Annotated in this window: 14 protein-coding genes; 10 read left to right on the forward strand and 4 right to left on the reverse strand. The window is 60.6% G+C overall.

Annotated elements, in window-relative coordinates; translation table 11 throughout:
* Positions 1 to 4 precede the first annotated feature (4 nt).
* Complete coding sequence (gene rpsJ / locus EEB13_RS04365; RefSeq protein ID WP_003938093.1) at positions 5 to 310, reverse strand: 30S ribosomal protein S10; 306 nt, start codon at positions 308 to 310, stop codon at positions 5 to 7.
* A gap of 502 nt (positions 311 to 812) precedes the next feature.
* Here rpsJ and EEB13_RS04370 point away from each other — a divergent pair.
* The 5 genes from EEB13_RS04370 (at position 813) to EEB13_RS04390 (ending at position 5,885) form a co-directional block, all read left to right on the forward strand.
* Positions 813 to 1,301, forward strand: a complete 489-nt coding sequence (locus EEB13_RS04370) for a hotdog fold domain-containing protein (protein WP_033231382.1) — start codon at positions 813 to 815, stop codon at positions 1,299 to 1,301.
* A gap of 230 nt (positions 1,302 to 1,531) precedes the next feature.
* The gene (locus tag EEB13_RS04375) at positions 1,532 to 1,939 is read left to right on the forward strand and encodes a chorismate mutase family protein (RefSeq protein ID WP_084703048.1); all 408 of its coding nucleotides are present in this window, start codon (positions 1,532 to 1,534) and stop codon (positions 1,937 to 1,939) included.
* The gene (gene pabB, locus EEB13_RS04380) at positions 1,936 to 4,035 is read left to right on the forward strand and encodes an aminodeoxychorismate synthase component I (RefSeq protein ID WP_141484683.1); all 2,100 of its coding nucleotides are present in this window, start codon (positions 1,936 to 1,938) and stop codon (positions 4,033 to 4,035) included. Before EEB13_RS04375 ends, pabB begins: the two co-directional genes overlap by 4 nt.
* 6 nt (positions 4,036 to 4,041) lie before the next feature.
* Positions 4,042 to 4,926, forward strand: coding sequence for a prephenate dehydrogenase dimerization domain-containing protein (locus tag EEB13_RS04385; RefSeq protein WP_141484684.1), 885 nt, complete (start codon positions 4,042 to 4,044; stop codon positions 4,924 to 4,926).
* Positions 4,927 to 4,934: 8 nt separating this feature from the next.
* Positions 4,935 to 5,885, forward strand: a complete 951-nt coding sequence (locus EEB13_RS04390) for a diiron oxygenase (RefSeq protein WP_141484685.1) — start codon at positions 4,935 to 4,937, stop codon at positions 5,883 to 5,885.
* Between the two features lie 11 nt (positions 5,886 to 5,896).
* On the opposite strand, the gene EEB13_RS04395 is transcribed toward EEB13_RS04390, so the two are convergent.
* Positions 5,897 to 6,748 (reverse strand): glycosyltransferase family 2 protein, encoded by an 852-nt coding sequence (locus tag EEB13_RS04395; protein ID WP_141484686.1) that lies wholly within the window; start codon positions 6,746 to 6,748, stop codon positions 5,897 to 5,899.
* A 337-nt stretch (positions 6,749 to 7,085) separates the two neighbouring features.
* Between EEB13_RS04395 and EEB13_RS04400 the strand changes: the two genes are divergently transcribed.
* From EEB13_RS04400 to EEB13_RS04420, 5 genes are all read left to right on the forward strand, one after another.
* Positions 7,086 to 8,075, forward strand: coding sequence for a daunorubicin resistance protein DrrA family ABC transporter ATP-binding protein (locus EEB13_RS04400; protein WP_045070838.1), 990 nt, complete (start codon positions 7,086 to 7,088; stop codon positions 8,073 to 8,075).
* The gene (locus tag EEB13_RS04405) at positions 8,072 to 8,935 is read left to right on the forward strand and encodes an ABC transporter permease (RefSeq protein ID WP_033231388.1); all 864 of its coding nucleotides are present in this window, start codon (positions 8,072 to 8,074) and stop codon (positions 8,933 to 8,935) included. The genes EEB13_RS04400 and EEB13_RS04405 overlap by 4 nt, the downstream gene beginning before the upstream one ends.
* Positions 8,935 to 9,798, forward strand: coding sequence for an ABC transporter permease (locus tag EEB13_RS04410; RefSeq protein ID WP_033231548.1), 864 nt, complete (start codon positions 8,935 to 8,937; stop codon positions 9,796 to 9,798). The genes EEB13_RS04405 and EEB13_RS04410 overlap by 1 nt, the downstream gene beginning before the upstream one ends.
* A gap of 132 nt (positions 9,799 to 9,930) precedes the next feature.
* Positions 9,931 to 10,983, forward strand: a complete 1,053-nt coding sequence (locus EEB13_RS04415) for an alpha/beta hydrolase (RefSeq protein WP_045070840.1) — start codon at positions 9,931 to 9,933, stop codon at positions 10,981 to 10,983.
* Positions 10,984 to 11,137: 154 nt separating this feature from the next.
* On the forward strand, positions 11,138 to 12,823 hold the full coding sequence (locus tag EEB13_RS04420; RefSeq protein WP_092801692.1) for an amidase: 1,686 nt from the start codon (positions 11,138 to 11,140) through the stop codon (positions 12,821 to 12,823).
* An 8-nt stretch (positions 12,824 to 12,831) separates the two neighbouring features.
* Here EEB13_RS04420 and EEB13_RS04425 read toward each other — a convergent pair whose 3' ends face one another.
* The gene (locus tag EEB13_RS04425) at positions 12,832 to 13,050 is read right to left on the reverse strand and encodes a hypothetical protein (RefSeq protein WP_141484687.1); all 219 of its coding nucleotides are present in this window, start codon (positions 13,048 to 13,050) and stop codon (positions 12,832 to 12,834) included.
* On the reverse strand, positions 13,013 to 18,631 hold the full coding sequence (locus tag EEB13_RS04430; RefSeq protein WP_141484688.1) for a non-ribosomal peptide synthetase: 5,619 nt from the start codon (positions 18,629 to 18,631) through the stop codon (positions 13,013 to 13,015). The genes EEB13_RS04425 and EEB13_RS04430 overlap by 38 nt, the downstream gene beginning before the upstream one ends.
* Positions 18,632 to 18,638 lie beyond the last annotated feature (7 nt).

Below are 18,638 nucleotides of genomic sequence, written 5' to 3' on the forward strand. Positions count from 1 at the left end.
GCCGTCACTGAATGTTCACGTCGACACTGGCCGGAAGGTCGATGCGCATAAGCGCGTCAACCGTCTTCGGCGTCGGGTCGAGAATGTCGATCAGCCGCTTGTGAGTACGCATCTCGAAGTGCTCGCGCGAGTCCTTGTACTTGTGCGGCGAGCGGATGACGCAATATACGTTCTTCTCGGTCGGCAACGGCACAGGTCCAACGACGCGGGCACCCGTACGGGTTACCGTCTCGACGATCTTGCGCGCTGACGCGTCGATCGCCTCGTGGTCGTAGGCCTTGAGCCTGATGCGGATCTTTTGTCCCGCCACGCTTAGTGTCCTTTTCTTGCCGCGTTTCGTAGCCCACCTGGTCAGGCTCGAGCTACCTCGTCTGCACAGTCCTTGCCTGGACGATGACACGACGAACACTTAAGCGATCGGGACGCATCCAGATCCGCTGCCGCTGTTCGTTTGTCATTGTTCTCCGGTACACGCGGTCGGGCGTGTCGCTCTCTCACTCATCCTGCGCCGATGATCTTTCGACCATCTGGCGCTTGATGTGTACCGGACGTGTTCGAAGTCGAACACAAAGTAGGTACTGCTTCCGTCTTGCTTTACATCTCGTCTTACTTGGCCACGATCATCGGTGGGTTACCCCAACACGCTGTTCGTGACGTCTTCACCCTTGACTGCTCTTGGCCGCAAGCGACCCAGTCCCAGACAAGGCAACCCGACTAGTATGCCGTAGGCGTCCGAATTACTCAACTCCGGGCACTCACGTTCCGATAGTGATGTGGGCGACAACGATCTTACTCCCAAGTAAGATCGCGTCATGACTTCGACCTCGAGTACGACGACTCCCACCTATCGCGCCTGGCAGAAGCTTCCGAACAACCCATTCGGTCAGGCAGTTTTCTCACTTGCCATGTCGGTTCGCGTTCCCTACTTCGCGTCCATTCTCCCCCGCGTCACAACCCTGGAACCAGGCCTGTGCGAGGTGCGCGCCCCGAAGTGGTGGGGCGTACACAACCATCTCGGCACTTTCCACGCGATAGCGGCCTGCAACCTCGCCGAAGTCGCGATGGGAATGTTGTGCGAAGCTACCGTCCCCGGCACCCACCGATGGATCCCGAAATCGATGAACGTCGAGTACCTGGCCAAGGCCGAGACCGGCCTGCGCGCCGTGGCACAGCTTTCACCCATGCCGGATTTCAGCGCTATCTCCACCGGCACCGAATTGGTCGTGCCGATCACGATCGTCGATCGCGCCGGCCAGGAAGTCGTCCGCGCCGAAATCACCACCTGGGTGACAAAGAAGTAACAACTAGTACGAATACATTTGGGCAACAGGACGATTCACGAACATCGACGTCGTCCACGACACCGAGAAGTGGCCTTCGCAGGAACGAATGTCCAGGGTTTCGAGTCGCCGGATTGGTGGAACACCTTCCCGAACGGCGATGATCGGTCGGGGTACCGGTGGCCGGCGCCAGCTGAACGCGTCGGTCACGGGTAGGCGTCGCCTCCGACAGCGCAGCAGCAGGAGGCACCGTGGCAGACTTCCAGCACTCGACCGGCACCGACGCGCACGGGGAGATCGCGCAGACCCACGACCGTAATCCCGGCGACGACCTGGAGAAATTCCGGCGCCAACTCGACGCCATCGACGCCACCCTGCTCGAGACCGTGCGTGAACGACTCCTGTTATGCCTGCAGATCGGCGAGTGGAAGCGGACCAGTCACGTTCCGATGATGCAGCCGTCTCGCGTACATGTCGTGCAGGAACGCGCGCGTCAATTCGCCCGCCAGCACAACCTGTCACCTGAGTTCTTCAGCTCCCTTTACGAGCTCCTGATCGCAGAAACATGCCGTCTCGAGGACCTGGTGATCGACGGGCCGGAAGCAAACGTGGAAAATGTGCGGGAATCAGTCGGCCCGAGATCAGGATTAACGAGATGAGTTCCCGCACGCTCCTCGTGGACAATTACGACTCGTTCACGTACAACCTTTTCACCCTCTTGACCAAGGTCAACGGCGTGGTGCCCACTGTGGTGACCAACGACGCCGAGTGGGAATCCCTCGATCTCGCCGAGTTCGACAACGTGGTGATCTCCCCCGGGCCGGGTCGACCGGATCGGGAACGGGATTTCGGGATCAGCCGCAGGTTCATCGACGAAGGTCCGCTCCCCCTACTCGGTGTGTGCCTCGGACATCAAGGACTGTGTCAGCTGTTCGGCGCAGATGTCGTACTCGCGCCGGCACCCATGCACGGGCGGATTTCTCTTGTCGACCACGACGGGTCCGGAGTATTTGCCGGCCTGCCCTCTCCGTTCCGTGCAGTCCGCTACCACTCACTGGCCGTCGAGAATCTTCCCGACGAGTTCGTTCGGACGGCATGGACGCCGGATGGCGTGATCATGGGAGTGCGGCATCGGACGAAGCCGATGTGGGGAGTTCAGTTCCATCCCGAGTCGATCAGCACCGAATTCGGAGTGGAACTGCTCACGAACTTCCGCGATCTGTCGGTCGGCCGAACTCTCGAGTCCGTGATGCGCCCGGATCCGACTCCCCGGGCACCAAGTTTGCGGCCGGCGTCGTCGTACCAGGTCGACAAGGTGCGGCTCGATTTTGCCGTGGATCCGTCCGCCGCATACGCCGCTCTCTTTGCCGACGGACCAAACCCGTACTGGCTCGATCGAGCAGCCACGTCGGAACCCGATGCGCGGTTCACGATCATGGGCGACTCTTCCGGTCCGTTGGCGGAGTTCATCACCTATGACGTAGACGCCGGAGTTCTCACCGTGACGCGAAAGGGGCTGCCTGACGAGCACATTCACGTCCCGTTCTTCGACTATCTCGACGGACAACTCGCGACGCGCTACATTCCCGCAGATCCGGAACTGGACTTCAACCTCGGATATGTCGGCTACCTCGGATACGAATTGAAGGCGCAGACCGGTGGTCACCGTGCTCACTCGTCCGAGGCGCCCGACGCGGCAATGGTTTTCGCGGATCGCGCGATTGTCATCGATCACACTGCCGGCAAAACCCATGTCTTGCGACTACGTGAAACCCCGGTACGTGAAACACAGCAGGCAGACGATTGTGACGATTGGCTCGCACATGCCGTCAACGTCCTTGCCGCAGTCGGCGCCGCTGACGAGGAGCGAATTCCGGTTCCCCTGATCAGCGAAACAGTTTGGGCACAAGCACGTTTGCGTCACGACCGGGCTCGGTACCTGTCGTTGATCGAGGACGCGCTCGAACAGATCCGCGTCGGTGAATCGTACGAGGTGTGCCTGACCAATATGGCCGCTGTCGACGGGGCAATCGACTCCCTGCGCACATTCGAGTATCTACGTGCAATCAACCCCACTCCCTACAGCGCACTGCTCGATTTCACCGGAATTGCGGTCATCTCAGCGTCTCCGGAACGATTCCTACGAGTCGATTCCAACGGCAAGGTGGAGAGCAAACCGATCAAAGGCACTCGCCCCCGTGGCGTCACTCGGGCGCGGGACGCGGCACTGCGGCAAGACCTCCTCGACAGTGAGAAGGACCGAGCAGAGAATCTGATGATCGTTGATCTCACCCGAAACGACCTGGCGAAAGTCTGCGTTCCGGGAAGCGTCCACGTGCCACGTTTGTTCGGGATCGAATCGTATTCATCCGTTCACCAGATGGTCTCGACGGTGCGCGGAATGTTGCGCGGCGACTCGTCAGCGGTCGACTGCGTTCGAGCGGCGTTTCCCGGCGGATCGATGACGGGCGCACCCAAAGTGCGCACGATGGAAATCATCGACCGACTCGAATCAGGTCCTCGCGGAGTGTATTCCGGCTCGATCGGATACTTTGCGCTCGGCGGCGCTGCCGATCTGTCGATCGTTATCCGCTCCCTGGTTTCGACGTCTTCCGGAGTGAGCTTCGGTATCGGCGGCGCTATCACCGCGCTGTCGGACGCGGAGGAGGAATTCGACGAGACAACGGTCAAGGCGTCGACGATGCTCCGCGCACTCGATGTAGCTCCGAGCTACCAGAAGGGCATAGGAAGGTAGCCCACGATGCCGGCGCAGGGTGATGTGATCGTAGTGGGTGGCGCCGGAGCGGTGGGATCCATGTTCGTCGATCTCCTGCGCGACGACGGCAGATCCGTGACGGTTCTGGACCGGACGCGCGGCAGCGATCTCGTCGGCGATATCTCCTGCCCCGACGGGCCGGTACGGGGCGCACTCGCGCAGGCGGAACTGATTGTCCTGGCCGTAGCCGAGCAAACCGCACTCGCAGCATTGCCGACCCTGACGCGTGCCGCACGCGCCGACACGCTGATCGTCGACACCTTGTCGGTCAAATCCCGCATTGCCGTTGCCGTCGAGGAATCCGGTCGCACCGGTGAATTCCTCGGACTCAACCCGATGTTCCGGCCTTCCCTCGGCCCGCGTGGTCGGGCTGTCATCGCGGTTCCCTACGTCGACGGCCCCCGGTGTCGCGAATTCCTCGACGAGGTCAGATCATGGGGTGCGTCGACGCCTGTCATGGATCCGGACCGTCATGATCGGCTGGCCGCTGCCACCCAGGCCCTGACCCATGCTTCGGTGTTGGCTTTCGGTCTGGCGTTGACGGAACTCGACGTGGCGCCGGAGCTCGCCCTCGATGTCGGACCGCCGCCGCATCGAACACTCTCCGCATTGCTTGCCAGAATCGTCACGGGCGAGCCCGAGGTGTACTGGGATGTTCAATCGGGCAATCCCTATGCCGCGACTGCGCGCAAAGCGTTGACTGCTGCGGCTGCCCGGTTGGAGACGGCAACAGGAAATTTCGACGACTTTTCGGATCTCGTAGCGTCGGCGGCCGGTGCGCTGGGTAATCAGACGGAGGAACTGAACGAGGTCGCCGCGACGCTCTTCGAGGACCTCGGCTCCCACGAAGCCGAGCGCAACCGAGAGTAGGAGGACCAATGCACAATCGAGTGGCACCACCTGCGCTTCCCGGCTTCGACGCCGAGGATCCCGTCGAGAGCGCAATCGTGCGCCGACTTGCCGAGAACTGGCCTCGTCGCGCCGCCGTCAAGAAGCCCGAACCTGATCTGGACGATCTCTTCGACCACACAAAACTCGACTATCCGGACTCGTTGCTGCCGTTTGCCCAGCACCCTGTGTACACGGCACTCGCGCCGCAGCAGCAAGAACGGCTCCGCGCGTGGGCCTGGATTGCCTTCAACAAGAACGTCATGGATATCGAGCGGTGCGTGGTGAATCCCGGGTTCGAGCTACTCGCGGTGGACGCGTTCGATGTCGGGTTCGCCGATTCCGTCGCGGTCGCTGTCAATCAGGCCATGGTCGACGAGCAATACCACACGCTGATGCATCTGAACGCGAGTTCCTCGACCCGTCGCGGACGGGGATGGTCGCTGCCGACGAAGTCTCTCCCGGACGTTCTGACTGTGCGTGCTCGCGCGCAAGCACTGTCGGAATGCTCCGATGAGCGTTCCCGCGCAGTGGTCGCACTGGCATATATGACCGTCGCCGAGATCTCGATCAGCTCGTACCTGGACGTGATCATCGACGGTGAGGACATTCAGCCGGTCAATCGTGCGACGGTCCGACTTCACAATCGCGACGAACTTTGTCACGCGTCGATCGCCGACGCTCTGGCTGTCTCAGTGTTCGACACTCTCGATTTGGATGAGCGTCGACGGTTCGTCGACGGCGCGGCTGACGCGATGGCAGCATTTGCCGGCAATGATTTCGGCGCGTGGCGGGCGATCATGGATACCGAGGGCATCGCCGGCGGTCACCGGATGATCGACGACGTCGAGCACTCTCCCGAATCCGGCTTACTCGTGCAGGACTTCAGTGGGATCAAAAAGTTGTACGACGCGCTCGGTGTCGACCGCCCTCTACCGTAGGGATCCTTCCTTCAGGCCTCGACCGGCATCTGACGGGCGGCGGGTCTGAAGAACAGTCGCTTCACGGACATTGCGTGGGTGTTCTTGTCGTACATGCGATATGCGGGCCACAGAACTGTGTGAAGTATCGAACTACGGAAAATCATGAAGCGAAGTCGACGGTTCATTGCGCCGTGGTGTTTCAGTGTTGCGATAGACGCTTTGTTGTAGGACAGAAACTCGATCGGACCGGTTTCCCCGCGGCGCCCGGACACTTCTGCTCGCATGGCAAGGTTCTGGACTATTTTCATGCCATTTCCGAGAAGGCAGTACGACAGATCGACGTCTTCGTGGAAATCCTTGCGATCACTGACCGATCCCTGCACGGACAGCCAAGCAGATTTTCTGATCGCCATATTCGACCCGGTCAGGGAAGGCGCATCTTTGAGGCCACCGAGATTTCCGAGATTGTCCTGCTTTGCAACTGCGTTGCGCTGCGCGGTTGCGAACGGCGATTCGTAGAACAACGAGAATCCGGTGACGGCATCGAATTCCCGATCCGTGAACAGATCATGTATTTCGCGAGCCCAGCCAGGTAGTACCCGGGTATCGGCATCCACTCTGCCGATCAATTCTCCCTGCACTGAATTGAATCCCAGATTTCGGGCAAAAACAACACCTTGCCGAGTTTCCACTAAATAGCGAATCTTCGGCGAGCGCCGTTCGAATTCTTTGATTATCTCAGCTGTTCCGTCGGTCGAGTTGTTGTCCACAACCACTATCTCGGAAATATCGTCGCCTTGTTCCAACAAGGATTCCAGGCATTCCGAAAGATATTCTTTTTCGTTGTACACCGGAACAACAACCGACAACTGGACGCCCATGGACGGCACGCTATCACCACGCACGATATTCGACCGATGCGGTCAGGTATCCGACACGGAGCAACCGAGTGTGCGATGGCACACAAATTAGTCCTGGCCCAACTGCGTGCTTGCTTGCCTTATCCAGGCAAAGCGACCGAATCACCCCGTCTGAGGCCAAAGTTGCACGTGTCACCTCCGGTAACATGCTCAGTGCGTTCGGAGATAGACAACCAAGGTTCCCGCAATCCGTGTGGGTCATCCGCGGCTGCGCCCTCCGGCCTCACCACAAGCCGGATCGGCACAACCAGGCCACCCAAGGTAGCCCCACCACATCCATGTAGACAGCGGAGAATTGATGCCCTTTCCCACGGACGCGGCTGTAGTCGTGGAGGACGTTCACAAGTCCTTCAAAGATGTCCACGCTCTGCGCGGTATCAACTTCCAGGCCCCCAAAGGATCGGTTCTCGGCATTCTCGGACCCAACGGTGCAGGCAAGACCACCACGGTCAAGGTGCTGTCGACCCTGATCCGTCCCGACAGCGGACGCGCGATGATCGCCGGATACGACGCGGTACGAAATGCCCCCGAAGTTCGTCGTTCGATCATGATGACGGGGCAGTTCGCGGCACTCGACAATGCACTGACCGGCCGCGAGAACATCGAACTGTTTGCACAGTTGATGGGCCTGGATCGTGCGTCGGCGAAGCAGCGGGCCGCTGACCTCCTGGAAGAGTTCGACCTGGTCGAGGCCGGCGCTCGCACAGTGGCCAACTACTCGGGCGGTATGCGTCGTCGCATCGACATCGCCTGCGGGCTCGTCGTTCGTCCCGAGGTCGTATTCCTCGACGAACCGACCACCGGATTGGATCCACGCAGCCGTCAGAGCGTGTGGAATCTCGTTCAAACGCTGAAGGAACAAGGCATCACGGTTCTGCTGACTACGCAGTACCTCGAGGAAGCCGACCTTCTCAGCGACAACATCATCGTGATCGACAAGGGCTCGGTCATCGCCGAGGGAACCGCAGATCAGCTCAAGGCCCGTACGGGAGCGAGCTTCTGCGAGATCGTTCCACTGTCCGCCGAGTTGCTCGGCCCCGCAGCCAACGCTCTGGGCAACCTACTTCCGCCGGACTTCCGTTTCGATATCGCCAAGGACAACGGAAAGATCGCAATCCCGGCACCGCGCGGTTCCGCGACGCTTGCCGAGGCCTTGCGCCGCCTCGATCACGCGAGAATTCCGCTTGCCGACATCGCCCTGCGGCGCCCGTCTCTCGACGATGTTTTCCTCTCGTTGACCGGACGCCCTCAGGCTGCCGAACCCGGCAAGGCCGGTGAGCCTGCATGACCACTACGACCAAGTACCAAACCCCGAACCTGACGCTGCAGAAGACCGGTCGCCGTGAGATCTCGGTTCCGGCTGCCACGCGAGTGGGACGTCACCGTCGCCCGAATCCGTCGGCGCTCATGCAGTGGTGGGTTCTCACGGGTCGCACGTTGCGGGCGATGGTTCGACGCTACGAGTTGGTTATCGCCGTCATCGCTCCACTGATCTTCACTGTGGGTTTCTACCTGCCGTTGAAGTTCGTGATGCAGCTCCAAGGCATCGACTACGCGCAGTTCCTGATGCCGATCATCGTGTTGCAGGCGATGGCCTTCACGTCGATTTCGGCCGCGCAGATGTCGGCAAAAGAGAAGATCACCGGATTCAGCTCGCGCATGCAGACCATGCCGGTGTACGGACCGGTCCCCTTGCTGTCCCGGATGAGCAGCGGATTCGTCCGTTCCGTGGTGTCGTTGACGGCCGCACTCGTCTACGGACATGCGATCGGTTTTCGATTCACCGAAGGGTTTGGCCAGGCAGCGCTCTTCTGCGGCTTGGCTTTGGTGTTCAGCACCTGCTTGTCACTGGGCGCCGACGCTATCGGCTCACTCTCGAAGAGCCCGCAGGCAACCAGCCAGGCCCTTACCCTTCCCCAGCTGATCCTGGGCATGCTCTCGTGTGGGTTCGCTCCTGAGACGGGCTTTCCCGAGTGGATCCGCCCCTTCGTGCGCAATCAGCCAGTCTCACAATTCTCCTTCGCGATGCGCGATCTCGCGCACGGCGGCGTCACGTCGCACACGATGTTCCCGGTTGTGATGTGGTCGTTGGGACTGCTGGTCGTCTGCGCTCCCCTTGCCTACTGGGCAAGTACAAGGCGGGCATGATGACAAGTACCGACAGGAGCAAACTCGACCAGAGCGAGCCACGACGCGGTCGCACGCTGAACTTTCCGGAACCCAACGCCGCGTTGCCGGAAAACTCCGCGAAGGCTCTGTGGACTCACAGCCTGATTCAAGCTCGGCGGCTGCTCGTCAGTTGGGCGCGGGATCCATCCACCGCTATCCAAGCGTTGTTGTACCCGGCCTTGACGCTCATCATGTTCCGCGTTGTCCTCGGAAACTCGATCAGCGCGGCCACCGGTCAGCCGAGTATCTACGGAACTGTTCCGCTGATCATTCTGGTCGGCGCGATGTTCGGTTCCATTGCCAGTGCTGTCGGGCTACGGACCGAGAAGACCAGCGGACTACTCAGCCGCTTCTGGACGCTGCCGGCCCACCGTGCGTCGGGGTTGGTCGGGCGCATGATCGCCGAGGCCATCCGTGTCCTCGTGACGACGATCGTGATCATCGGAGTCGGTTTCATCGCCGGTTTCCGATTCAACCAAGGCCCAGTTGCCGCGATCGGAATGCTCCTTCTGCCGATTGTCTTCGGTATCGGATTTGCCGTGATGGTGACGGCTCTCGCTACAGTGTCGGACAATCTTCCACTCGTCGAGATCGTCTCCATCGTTTGCACACTGCTGATGTTCTTCAACAGTGGTTTTGTCCCCACAATGGCGTATCCCGTCTGGTTGCAACCGGTGATCGCAGCACAACCGATGTCGGTAGCAGTGGAAGCGATGCGAGGAATGTCGCTTGGTGGGCCAGTTCTCGAACCTGTGCTCAAAACATTTGCCTGGTCCTTCGGAATGATCGCAATATTCATATATCCGGCAATTCAGGGATACCGTCGGGCTGCATCGGACTAACGCCTGAATGAAAATCGATCTACCGAGTCGGGGGCGTCCCGTAACGTATCCGACGGTCGGGTCGACATATCCAATCGGGAAGCAAAGACCGCCGCTTTTCCGAGAACCGTTTCAACCGAGAGGTAAGAAGTCTTGACGCGAAACACGAAACCAGCCTGGCGTCGCGCCACACATGTCGGAGTTCTGGCAATCGCCTGCTCATTGTTCACCGCCGGTATTGCACAAGCCGCTCCCGACAACTCGGGCAATTCCGCATCCGACGTGGCCGCGAACGGTTCGTACGTCAAGTCCGTGCAGAAGATCAATGATCGGCAACTCGTCGTCAATGTCTACGCTGCGTCGATGGACAAGATGGTGCCCATTCAGGTCATCACCCCGGCCGATAATTCCGAACCACGTCCTATTCTCTACCTCTTGAACGGCGCAGGCGGTGGCGAAGACTCCGCGACCTGGCAGCGTCAGACCGACGTCGTCGACTTCTTCAGTGACAAGAACGTCAATGTCGCGACGCCGGTGGGCGGACGCCTCTCCTATTACACGGATTGGGAGCAGGACGACCCGAAGGCCGGACGCAACAAGTGGTCGACCTTCCTCGGCGAGGAACTGCCTCCACTCCTGAACAAGGAACTGGGCAGCAACGGCGAACAGGCACTGTCCGCGATCTCGATGTCCGGTACGTCTGTTCTGAACCTCGCCATCGAGCACCCCGGACTGTACAACTCGGTTGCCGCGTACAGTGGCTGCGCTCAGACCAGTGACCCGCTCGGCCAGCAGTTCGTCAGAATCACCACCGAATGGATCGGTGGAGTCGACGACGTCACCAACATGTGGGGTCCGCTCGACGGTCAGGGCTGGCGCGATCACGATCCGCTGGTCAACGCCGAAAAGCTCCGCGGAACTCCGATCTACATGAGCACCGGCAACGGTCTTCCCGGCTTCCCGAACGACACGAGCCTCAACCCTCGCATGAATGACGGACGCGCAAACCTGGAGAACCAGATCATCGTCGGCGGCGTCATCGAAGCTGCTACCAACCTGTGCACCTCCAACATGGCCAAGCGCCTGTACGAGCTGAACATTCCCGCCGTGGTCGACTTCCGCCCGACGGGCACCCACTCGTGGGGTTACTGGCAGGACGATCTCCACAAGTCGTGGCCGTTCATCGCCGGTTCGCTCGGAATCTGATTTGCCTCTGATTCACCTCGAAGGCCACCTGCTCGCGACACTCCCGTTGTGGAGTGTCGCGAGCAGGTGGCCTTTGTCGTCAGATGCGGTTCCGCTTACCTGACCTGACAAGATCTCCTGATCATCCCCAGCAACACTTTCGAAGGCATCTCTTGTGAACACAGGCATTTCCCGACGTGGTTTCCTCGGCGCCGCAACGGCACTCGGAGTAGCCGGTGCCACTGCAGTTGGCGCTGCCGTACAACCTGCAGCAGCCACGCCGATTCGTTCGGCGTCTCGACACAGTCAATTGCCGGCTCCGAGCACAATTGACGCGACCGACCCTGCACTGCTCAGCGCTACCGAAGCCGCGAGTCTGCTCCAGGAAGGCATCCTTCATCCACGCGAGCTACTCGACGCGTGCTTGACACGCAGTCACGAGTACGACGGTGGAATCGGTTCATGGATCCGGATCTATCCGGAGGTCGCGTACGCTGCCGCCGAGAAGGCAGCGCAACGACTCTCGACCGCAGGGCGGACGAGCGACGGTGAAGCGCCACCACTGGTCTGTGGGTTGCCGATCGCTCTGAAAGATATGTTTGCGGTATCGGGATTACCGGTCACAGCCTCGAGTCGCGTCCTCGAAGGGAACATCGCCGCGGGTGACTCGACCGTATGGCGCCGCCTGAGTGACGCGGGCATGGTGTTGATGGGTCACGCGCACTGCGACGAGTTCGCCATCGGTGTGGCGACGGCACAAGTGGGCAACCCCTGGAATGCCGAGTACTCACCGGGTGGGTCGTCGGGCGGCAGTGCTGCAGTCCTGGCCGCCCGCTTCAGTCCGCTGGCAACTGGAACCGACACTGGCGGATCGCTCCGCTTGCCGGCAAGCGCAACGGGAATCACCTCTGTCAAGCCGACTTTCGGACGTTGCAGCACGTACGGAACGATCCCCCTCAACTGGACGCGTGACCATACCGGCCCTATGGCCCGAAGTGCGGCCGATGCGTCCTTGCTGCTCAGTTACATGGCCGGCGTCGACGTCAACGATCCAACTACGTCTGCCGGTCCCCCGGTTCCGGCTGACGGGTACCCCTTGGCAGCTCAGGGCGGACAGTCACCGCTCGCCGGCCGCCGATTCGGCATCCCCCGTAAAGGTGTCGACAAATTGCCGGCGTCGTTGGGCACACTGTTCGCCGCGTTCACCGACACCGTCGTCGCACTCGGGGGCACCCTTGTCGACGTGACGATGCCGACCTATCCGACAGGACTACTGACCGGAGATATGGCCGAGGCCGGCCATTATCACCAGCAGTTCTCCGACCGGATCGGACTGTACAAACCGGAGCGAGCACTCTTCGTCGGGCAGGCCCTTGCATCGATGGCGGTTCCAGTCGCCGACTACATGACGTTGGCGCACAACAGGCTTCGCTACCAACACGACTACAACCGCATGCTCTCCGAGCAGAATCTCGACGCCATTCTCGTACCAGGCGCCAGTGTGGACGGCAGTAAGCGTTCTGAGGTCGCGGGCATCGCACTGTTCGACGGAGTCACCGCCGACGTCGCCTGGGCCAACTACACAGGCGCTCCGGTTGTCACGACGCCGGCCGGAAGGTCGAAGGAGACCGGACTTCCGTTCGGAGTCCAACTCGGTGGTCGCATGTGGGACGAAGCCGGTCTCATTCAGATTGCGTTGGAACTCCAAGCTGCCCAGCCTTTTTGGCAGGAAGCGCCACCTCTGACCCAAAATGCCAGGCAGATACCGACGTCGGTTATTGCCCAACCTGGCCCGGGACCTGACCCGACAAACACGCAGAACGTCGGCTTCTCGTTCAGATTTGTGCCGACGTCCTCTTAACGCTCCGATCAGCTCCTGAAGAACGCCGCCAATCGTGGACCGATCAGCTCGAGCTGATCGGTTTCCATCATCGAGTGATGCGAACTCTCGACTGTTGTCTCAGTCAAAGTTCCGTTGACATAGGGCTTCCAGGCCTCGGCAAGTTCGATTGTCGAACCGACTCCCACGGTGGCGCTGAGAAGTACAGCGTCACCGTCGAAGACGCTCGGCTCGTATCCGTCGATCATCGAGGCCGCTGAGATCGCAAAATCGTACAGAGACCCGAGTTGATCGTCGGAGAGGAACGACAGGGAATCGAGTGACCGACCGAGAGCGACGATCTCTTCCCGACCCAACGCACTGAGATCCAGGGTGTCCCCGACGTCGACCCCCCCATCCCGCGGCCAGTTCGGAGACGTTGTCCCGGGCCTGGTTTTCCCCGACTTCGGTAGTGCCGCGAGGATCGATCATTGCCAGCTTCACGTCGAACCCCTTCGAGCGCAATAGAACTGCACACGCGTGTCCGATGAACCCGCCGAGCGAGTAGCCGACGATGTGGAACGGGCCGCTCGGATTCACACTCAGCATCTCGCGAACGTAGCGTTCGGCCAATGCGTCGACCGACGTGGGCAGAGGCCACGATTCCGTCATCACCGGTGCCTGCAGACCGTAGAGCGGCGTCCGTGCGTCGAGGTGAGGAACCAGGCCGGAGGCTTTCCATGCCAGCCCGCTCATCGGGTGGATGAAGAATACCGGTACCGACGATCCAGCTTCCCGGATCGGCAATAGAACATCGAGCGCCTGACTCGACGACGGCGCGCTGCCACGAAGTGTGTCTTCGATTCGAGCGGAGAGGGATTCAACTGTCGATGCACCGAACAGCATGCGCACGGGGACGTCGGCACCAACAGATGCACTCAGTTCGGACGCCAACTTCATCGCGATGAGGGAGTTGCCACCCAACTCGAAGAAATCATCATCCAACCCCACCCGATCAACACCCAACACACCCACAAACGCCGACGCCACCACCAACTCCACCGACGACACCGGAGCCCGAAACACCCGAGCCTCGAACACCGGCTCCGGCAACAACGCCCGATCCAACTTCCCCGACGAATTAAGTGGAAACGCATCCAACACCACCACAGCAGCCGGAACCATATAACCCGGAACCCGCTCCCCCACAAACCCCCGCAACACACTCACATCCACAACCGACCCCACCGCCGGCACCACATACCCCACCAACTGATCACCCATCACCGACCCACGCACCACCACCGCAGCCGACAACACCGACCCATGCGACACCAACGCCGCCTCGATCTCCCCCAACTCGATCCGCTGACCCCGGAACTTCACCTGAAAATCAGTACGACCGATGTACTCCAGATCCCCCTCAGACGACCACCTCACAAGGTCACCCGTCCGATACATCCGCTCCCCACCCACACCGAACGGCGACGCAACAAACCGATCCGCACTCAAATCCGGACGACCCACATACCCCCGAGCCAACTGCACACCCGACAAATACAACTCACCCGCAACACCCACCGCAACCGGCCGAAGGCGCGAATCCAACACAAACACCCGGCAATTCCACTCCGGCACACCAATCGACACCACCGACCCCGACCCAGCAGCCGTCACATCCGCAAACGTAAACGACACCGCAGCCTCAGTCGGACCATACAAATTATGCAACCGCGCCGACGACACCAACCCGAACTCACGCACCGCCTCCACCGGCAACGCCTCACCGATCACCAACACATCACGCAACGAACCCAACAACCCCGGATCCACCAACGACGAAAACGTCGACAACATCGTCGGCACAAAATCCGTCACCGACACACCCTGCTCGTCAATCACCGACGCCAAATACCCCGGATCCCGATGACCATCAGCCGACGCCAACACCAACACCGCACCCACCCGCAACGGCATGAAAAAACCCCACAACGACACATCGAACGTCGTCGCCGTCTTCTGCAAATACACATCCGCAGCCGACAAAACATACTCGCCCTGCATGAACTCGAGCTGATTCACAATCGCCGCATGCGAGACCGCCACACCCTTCGGCCGACCCGTCGACCCCGACGTGAAAATCACATACGCCGTATTCGACGCCCGCAACGGCGACAACCGATCCACATCAGAAACCCGCGCACCCGAAAAACCAGACACATCAACAACATCGACACACACAACCCGACGACCCGACGCCGTGAAACCATCACGCTCCGTCGACACCACACACACCGGATCAGCCGAATCCAACACATACTCATTACGCGAGGACGGAGCATCAGGATCCAACGGCACCCACGCCCCACCCGCACGCACAATCGCATACAAACCAACCAACAAATCAACCGACCGCCGAACAGCCAACCCCACCAACGACTCCGGCCCAACACCCAAACCGATCAAATAACGCGCAAACCTATTAACCCTCTCATCGAACTCCCCATACGAAAGCACCTCATCCCCACACACCACCGCACGCGAACCCGAAGAAACCCCCACCACAGAATCAAAACCATCCAACAACAACCCACCCACAACCGGACGAGACGTGTCGTTGAAGTATTCGATGGTGTTCTGTATTTCCTTGGTGGACAACAGTTCCACGTCACCGACAGCAGTTCCCGGATTCGTGACCATCGCACGGAGAATGGCGGTCAGGCGCTCGGCTAGCCCGCCAACAGTAGCGGCGTCGAAAAGATCTGTGGCGTAGAGCCACGACATCACCATGCCGGTACCGACGCCGGCCTCGTCTTCAACCGGCGATGCCGTCAGCTGAAGGTCGAATTTTGCGATATCGATTCCCGCATCGAACTCCGAGACTCGCAGGTCAGGCAACTCCAGAGCGTCACCTGCCATGTTCTGGAAGAACAACGCAACCTGGAACAACGGATGATGCGCCTGCGAACGGGCCGGATCGAGAACCTCCACCAAACGCTCGAAAGGCAAGTCCGCATTGGCAAATGCACCCAAATCGGTTTCACGAACCTGATCGAGAAGATCGGCAAACGATACGTTCGACGTCACCGGCGTGCGCAACACCAGCGTATTGACAAACATCCCGATCAGATCATCGAGCGCAGGTTCCCCCCGACCGGAAATCGGCGAACCGATAACCACGTCGTCAGTCGACGCCATCCGCGCAAGCAGCACCGCAAGGGCCGCATGCACAACCATGAACAGCGAAACACCACGATCCAACGCCAATTGCTCCAGAGCCCTGTGCAACTCACCGTCGATATCGAAACGATGCACCGCGCCACGCGTCGACGCAACCGCCGGGCGCTTCCGATCGAACGGCAGATCGATCTTCTCCGGCAACCCCGCGAGATTCTCACTCCAATAACGCAATTGCTCCGACATCAACGACGCCGGATCAGAATCGACCCCCAAAACCTCATGCTGCCACAACGCAAAATCTGCGTATTGCACCGCAAGCGGCGACCACGCCGGCGCGCCGCCCTGCGCCCGGGCAAGATAGGCCAATGCAACATCACGCACCAGAGGACCCACCGAAACACCGTCGGCAGATATATGGTGAACCACCATTGCGAGAACGAATTCACTTGGGCTGGTACGGAACAGGCGAACCCGAAGTGGGACGGCAACGGAAACGTCGAACCCAACGGTCACCAGCGGCGCCAAAGCTGCAAGCAACTCCGACTCGTCGAGATCCCGAGGATCCAGATCGATATCTGCCGTGGACACTTCGAGAACGTCCTGATAGCCGATACCACCGAACTCCGGATACACAGTCCGCAGCACCTCGTGCCGAGCGACAACATCCTCAACAGCGCGCGCAAGCGCACTCACGTCCAGTTCACCAGACAGTCGCAAAACGATCGGAATATTGTTCACTGCAGATTCCGCGTCGAACCGACTCAGGAACCACATGCGCTGTTGTGCAAGAGACAATGGCACACGATCAGGACGAACCATCGGCGCCAAGGCCACATGCCCGATCGTTTCCGTCTCGGCTTCGATGCGAGCGGCGAGCGCTTCGACGGTAGACGCTTCGAACAGAGTCTTCACCTGAACGCGGGTATCGAACGCTGCGCCCAGACGACCGGCCAGCTTGGCGGCGATCAGGGAGTTGCCACCCAATTCGAAGAAATCATCCGAAGCGCCGACCTGTTCGAGGCCGAGCAGATCGGCAATCGCGTCGGCCACAAGCTTCTGGGCAGGCGTGGACGGCGCTTGGTACGAGCGCGATTCGAATGTGGGCGCCGGCAATGCGTCGACGTCGAGCTTGCCGACCGGGGTCAGCGGAATATCTTCGAGCATCACCATTGCGGCCGGGACCATGTGCCGAGGCAGTGCGCCGCGTGCGTGGACTGTCAATGCCTCAGCGTCGAGCGTGTTTCCGGCCTTTACATACGACACCAATGCTGGTTCACCCGTCGGCCCACTCCGAGGAAGTGTCGCCACAAATTCGACGCCGGGCACCGCGGCGAGAACTGCGTCGATCTCACCGAGTTCGATGCGGAATCCGCGAATCTTGACCTGAGAGTCACCGCGGCCGAGGTATTCGAGACTGCGTTGGTCGTCGCCGGCCTTGATCCAGCGAACGGTGTCGCCGGTGCGGTACAGACGTTCGCCCGTGTCCGCGAACGGGTTTGCCACAAAACTTGCTGCGGTTGTCGCGGGAAGCTGGTTGTACCCACGGGCGAGATGTGTTCCGGAAACATACAATTCGCCGGCAGTGCCGGTCGCCACCGGCTGCAGGCGGGAGTCGAGAACGTAGAGTCCGACGCCGCGCACCGGGCCGCCGATCGTGACCGGACTGTCGACCGTCAGTTCGGCAATCGATGCGACGACGGTGGTTTCGGTGGGGCCGTACGCGTTGAAGAATTTTCGTCCGGGCGCCCACTGAGTCACCAGTGCGGGCGAACATGCTTCGCCGCCCACGACAACAACGTCGAGCGTGTCGAAATCACCCTCCGCAGAGAGCGATCCCAGTGCAGCAGGAGTCATGAACGCGTGGGTGATCTTTTCTTCGGTGAGCAGTTCGGCGAGCTCGTCGCCGCCGTACACATCGGGGCGTGCGATCACCATCGTGGAACCGGTGCCGAATGCGAGGAGCAATTCCAGAACGGAGGCATCGAAGCTGGGCGATGCAAAGTGCAGGGTTCGGGATGCAGAAGTGAGACCGTAGGCCTCGATCTGCTCGGCACACAGGTTCGCAATGCCTCCATGCGTGACGACAACGCCCTTGGGTCGACCGGTCGAACCCGAGGTGTAGATCACGTAGGCGGGATGCTCCGCACGCAAAGTTCCGACACGTTCGGTGTACGACACCGGTTCGGCAGGAAGTTCGGCCGCCTTTGCCAGGAACTCGGCGTTGTCGAGTTCCCACCACTGAAGACTCGCCGGCAGTCCGTCGGCGACAGCGCCTACCGTCAAGCCGATCGAGACGCCGGAATCGACAAGCATGTGCAAGGCGCGGTCGGCCGGGTAGTTGGGATCAACCGGTACAAATGCGGCCCCGGTCTTCGCGACGGCCCACAGTGCGCACACCGACTCGACGGAGCGTGGGATGGAGATCGCTACCCGATCTTCCGGTCCCACTCCGTGAGCAATGAGGAGACGCGCCAGCTGCGACGACGCGGCATCCAGCTCGGCGTAGGTGACGGAACGACCGTCGAAGCGGATGGCGACGGCGCCTGGGTCGATATCGACGGCAGCCGCCAGTAGCTGCGGCAGCAAGGGCACTCGAACGCGGCGAGTACGGGTGGGACGGGGTTTGCGGCTTCCGCGTGTCTTTGCGGGGGTCAGATCGTCCGCGCTCATGCGATCA

This window comes from Rhodococcus sp. WS3 (genome assembly GCF_003797085.1).
Classification (GTDB): Bacteria; Actinomycetota; Actinomycetes; order Mycobacteriales; family Mycobacteriaceae; genus Rhodococcus_F; species Rhodococcus_F globerula.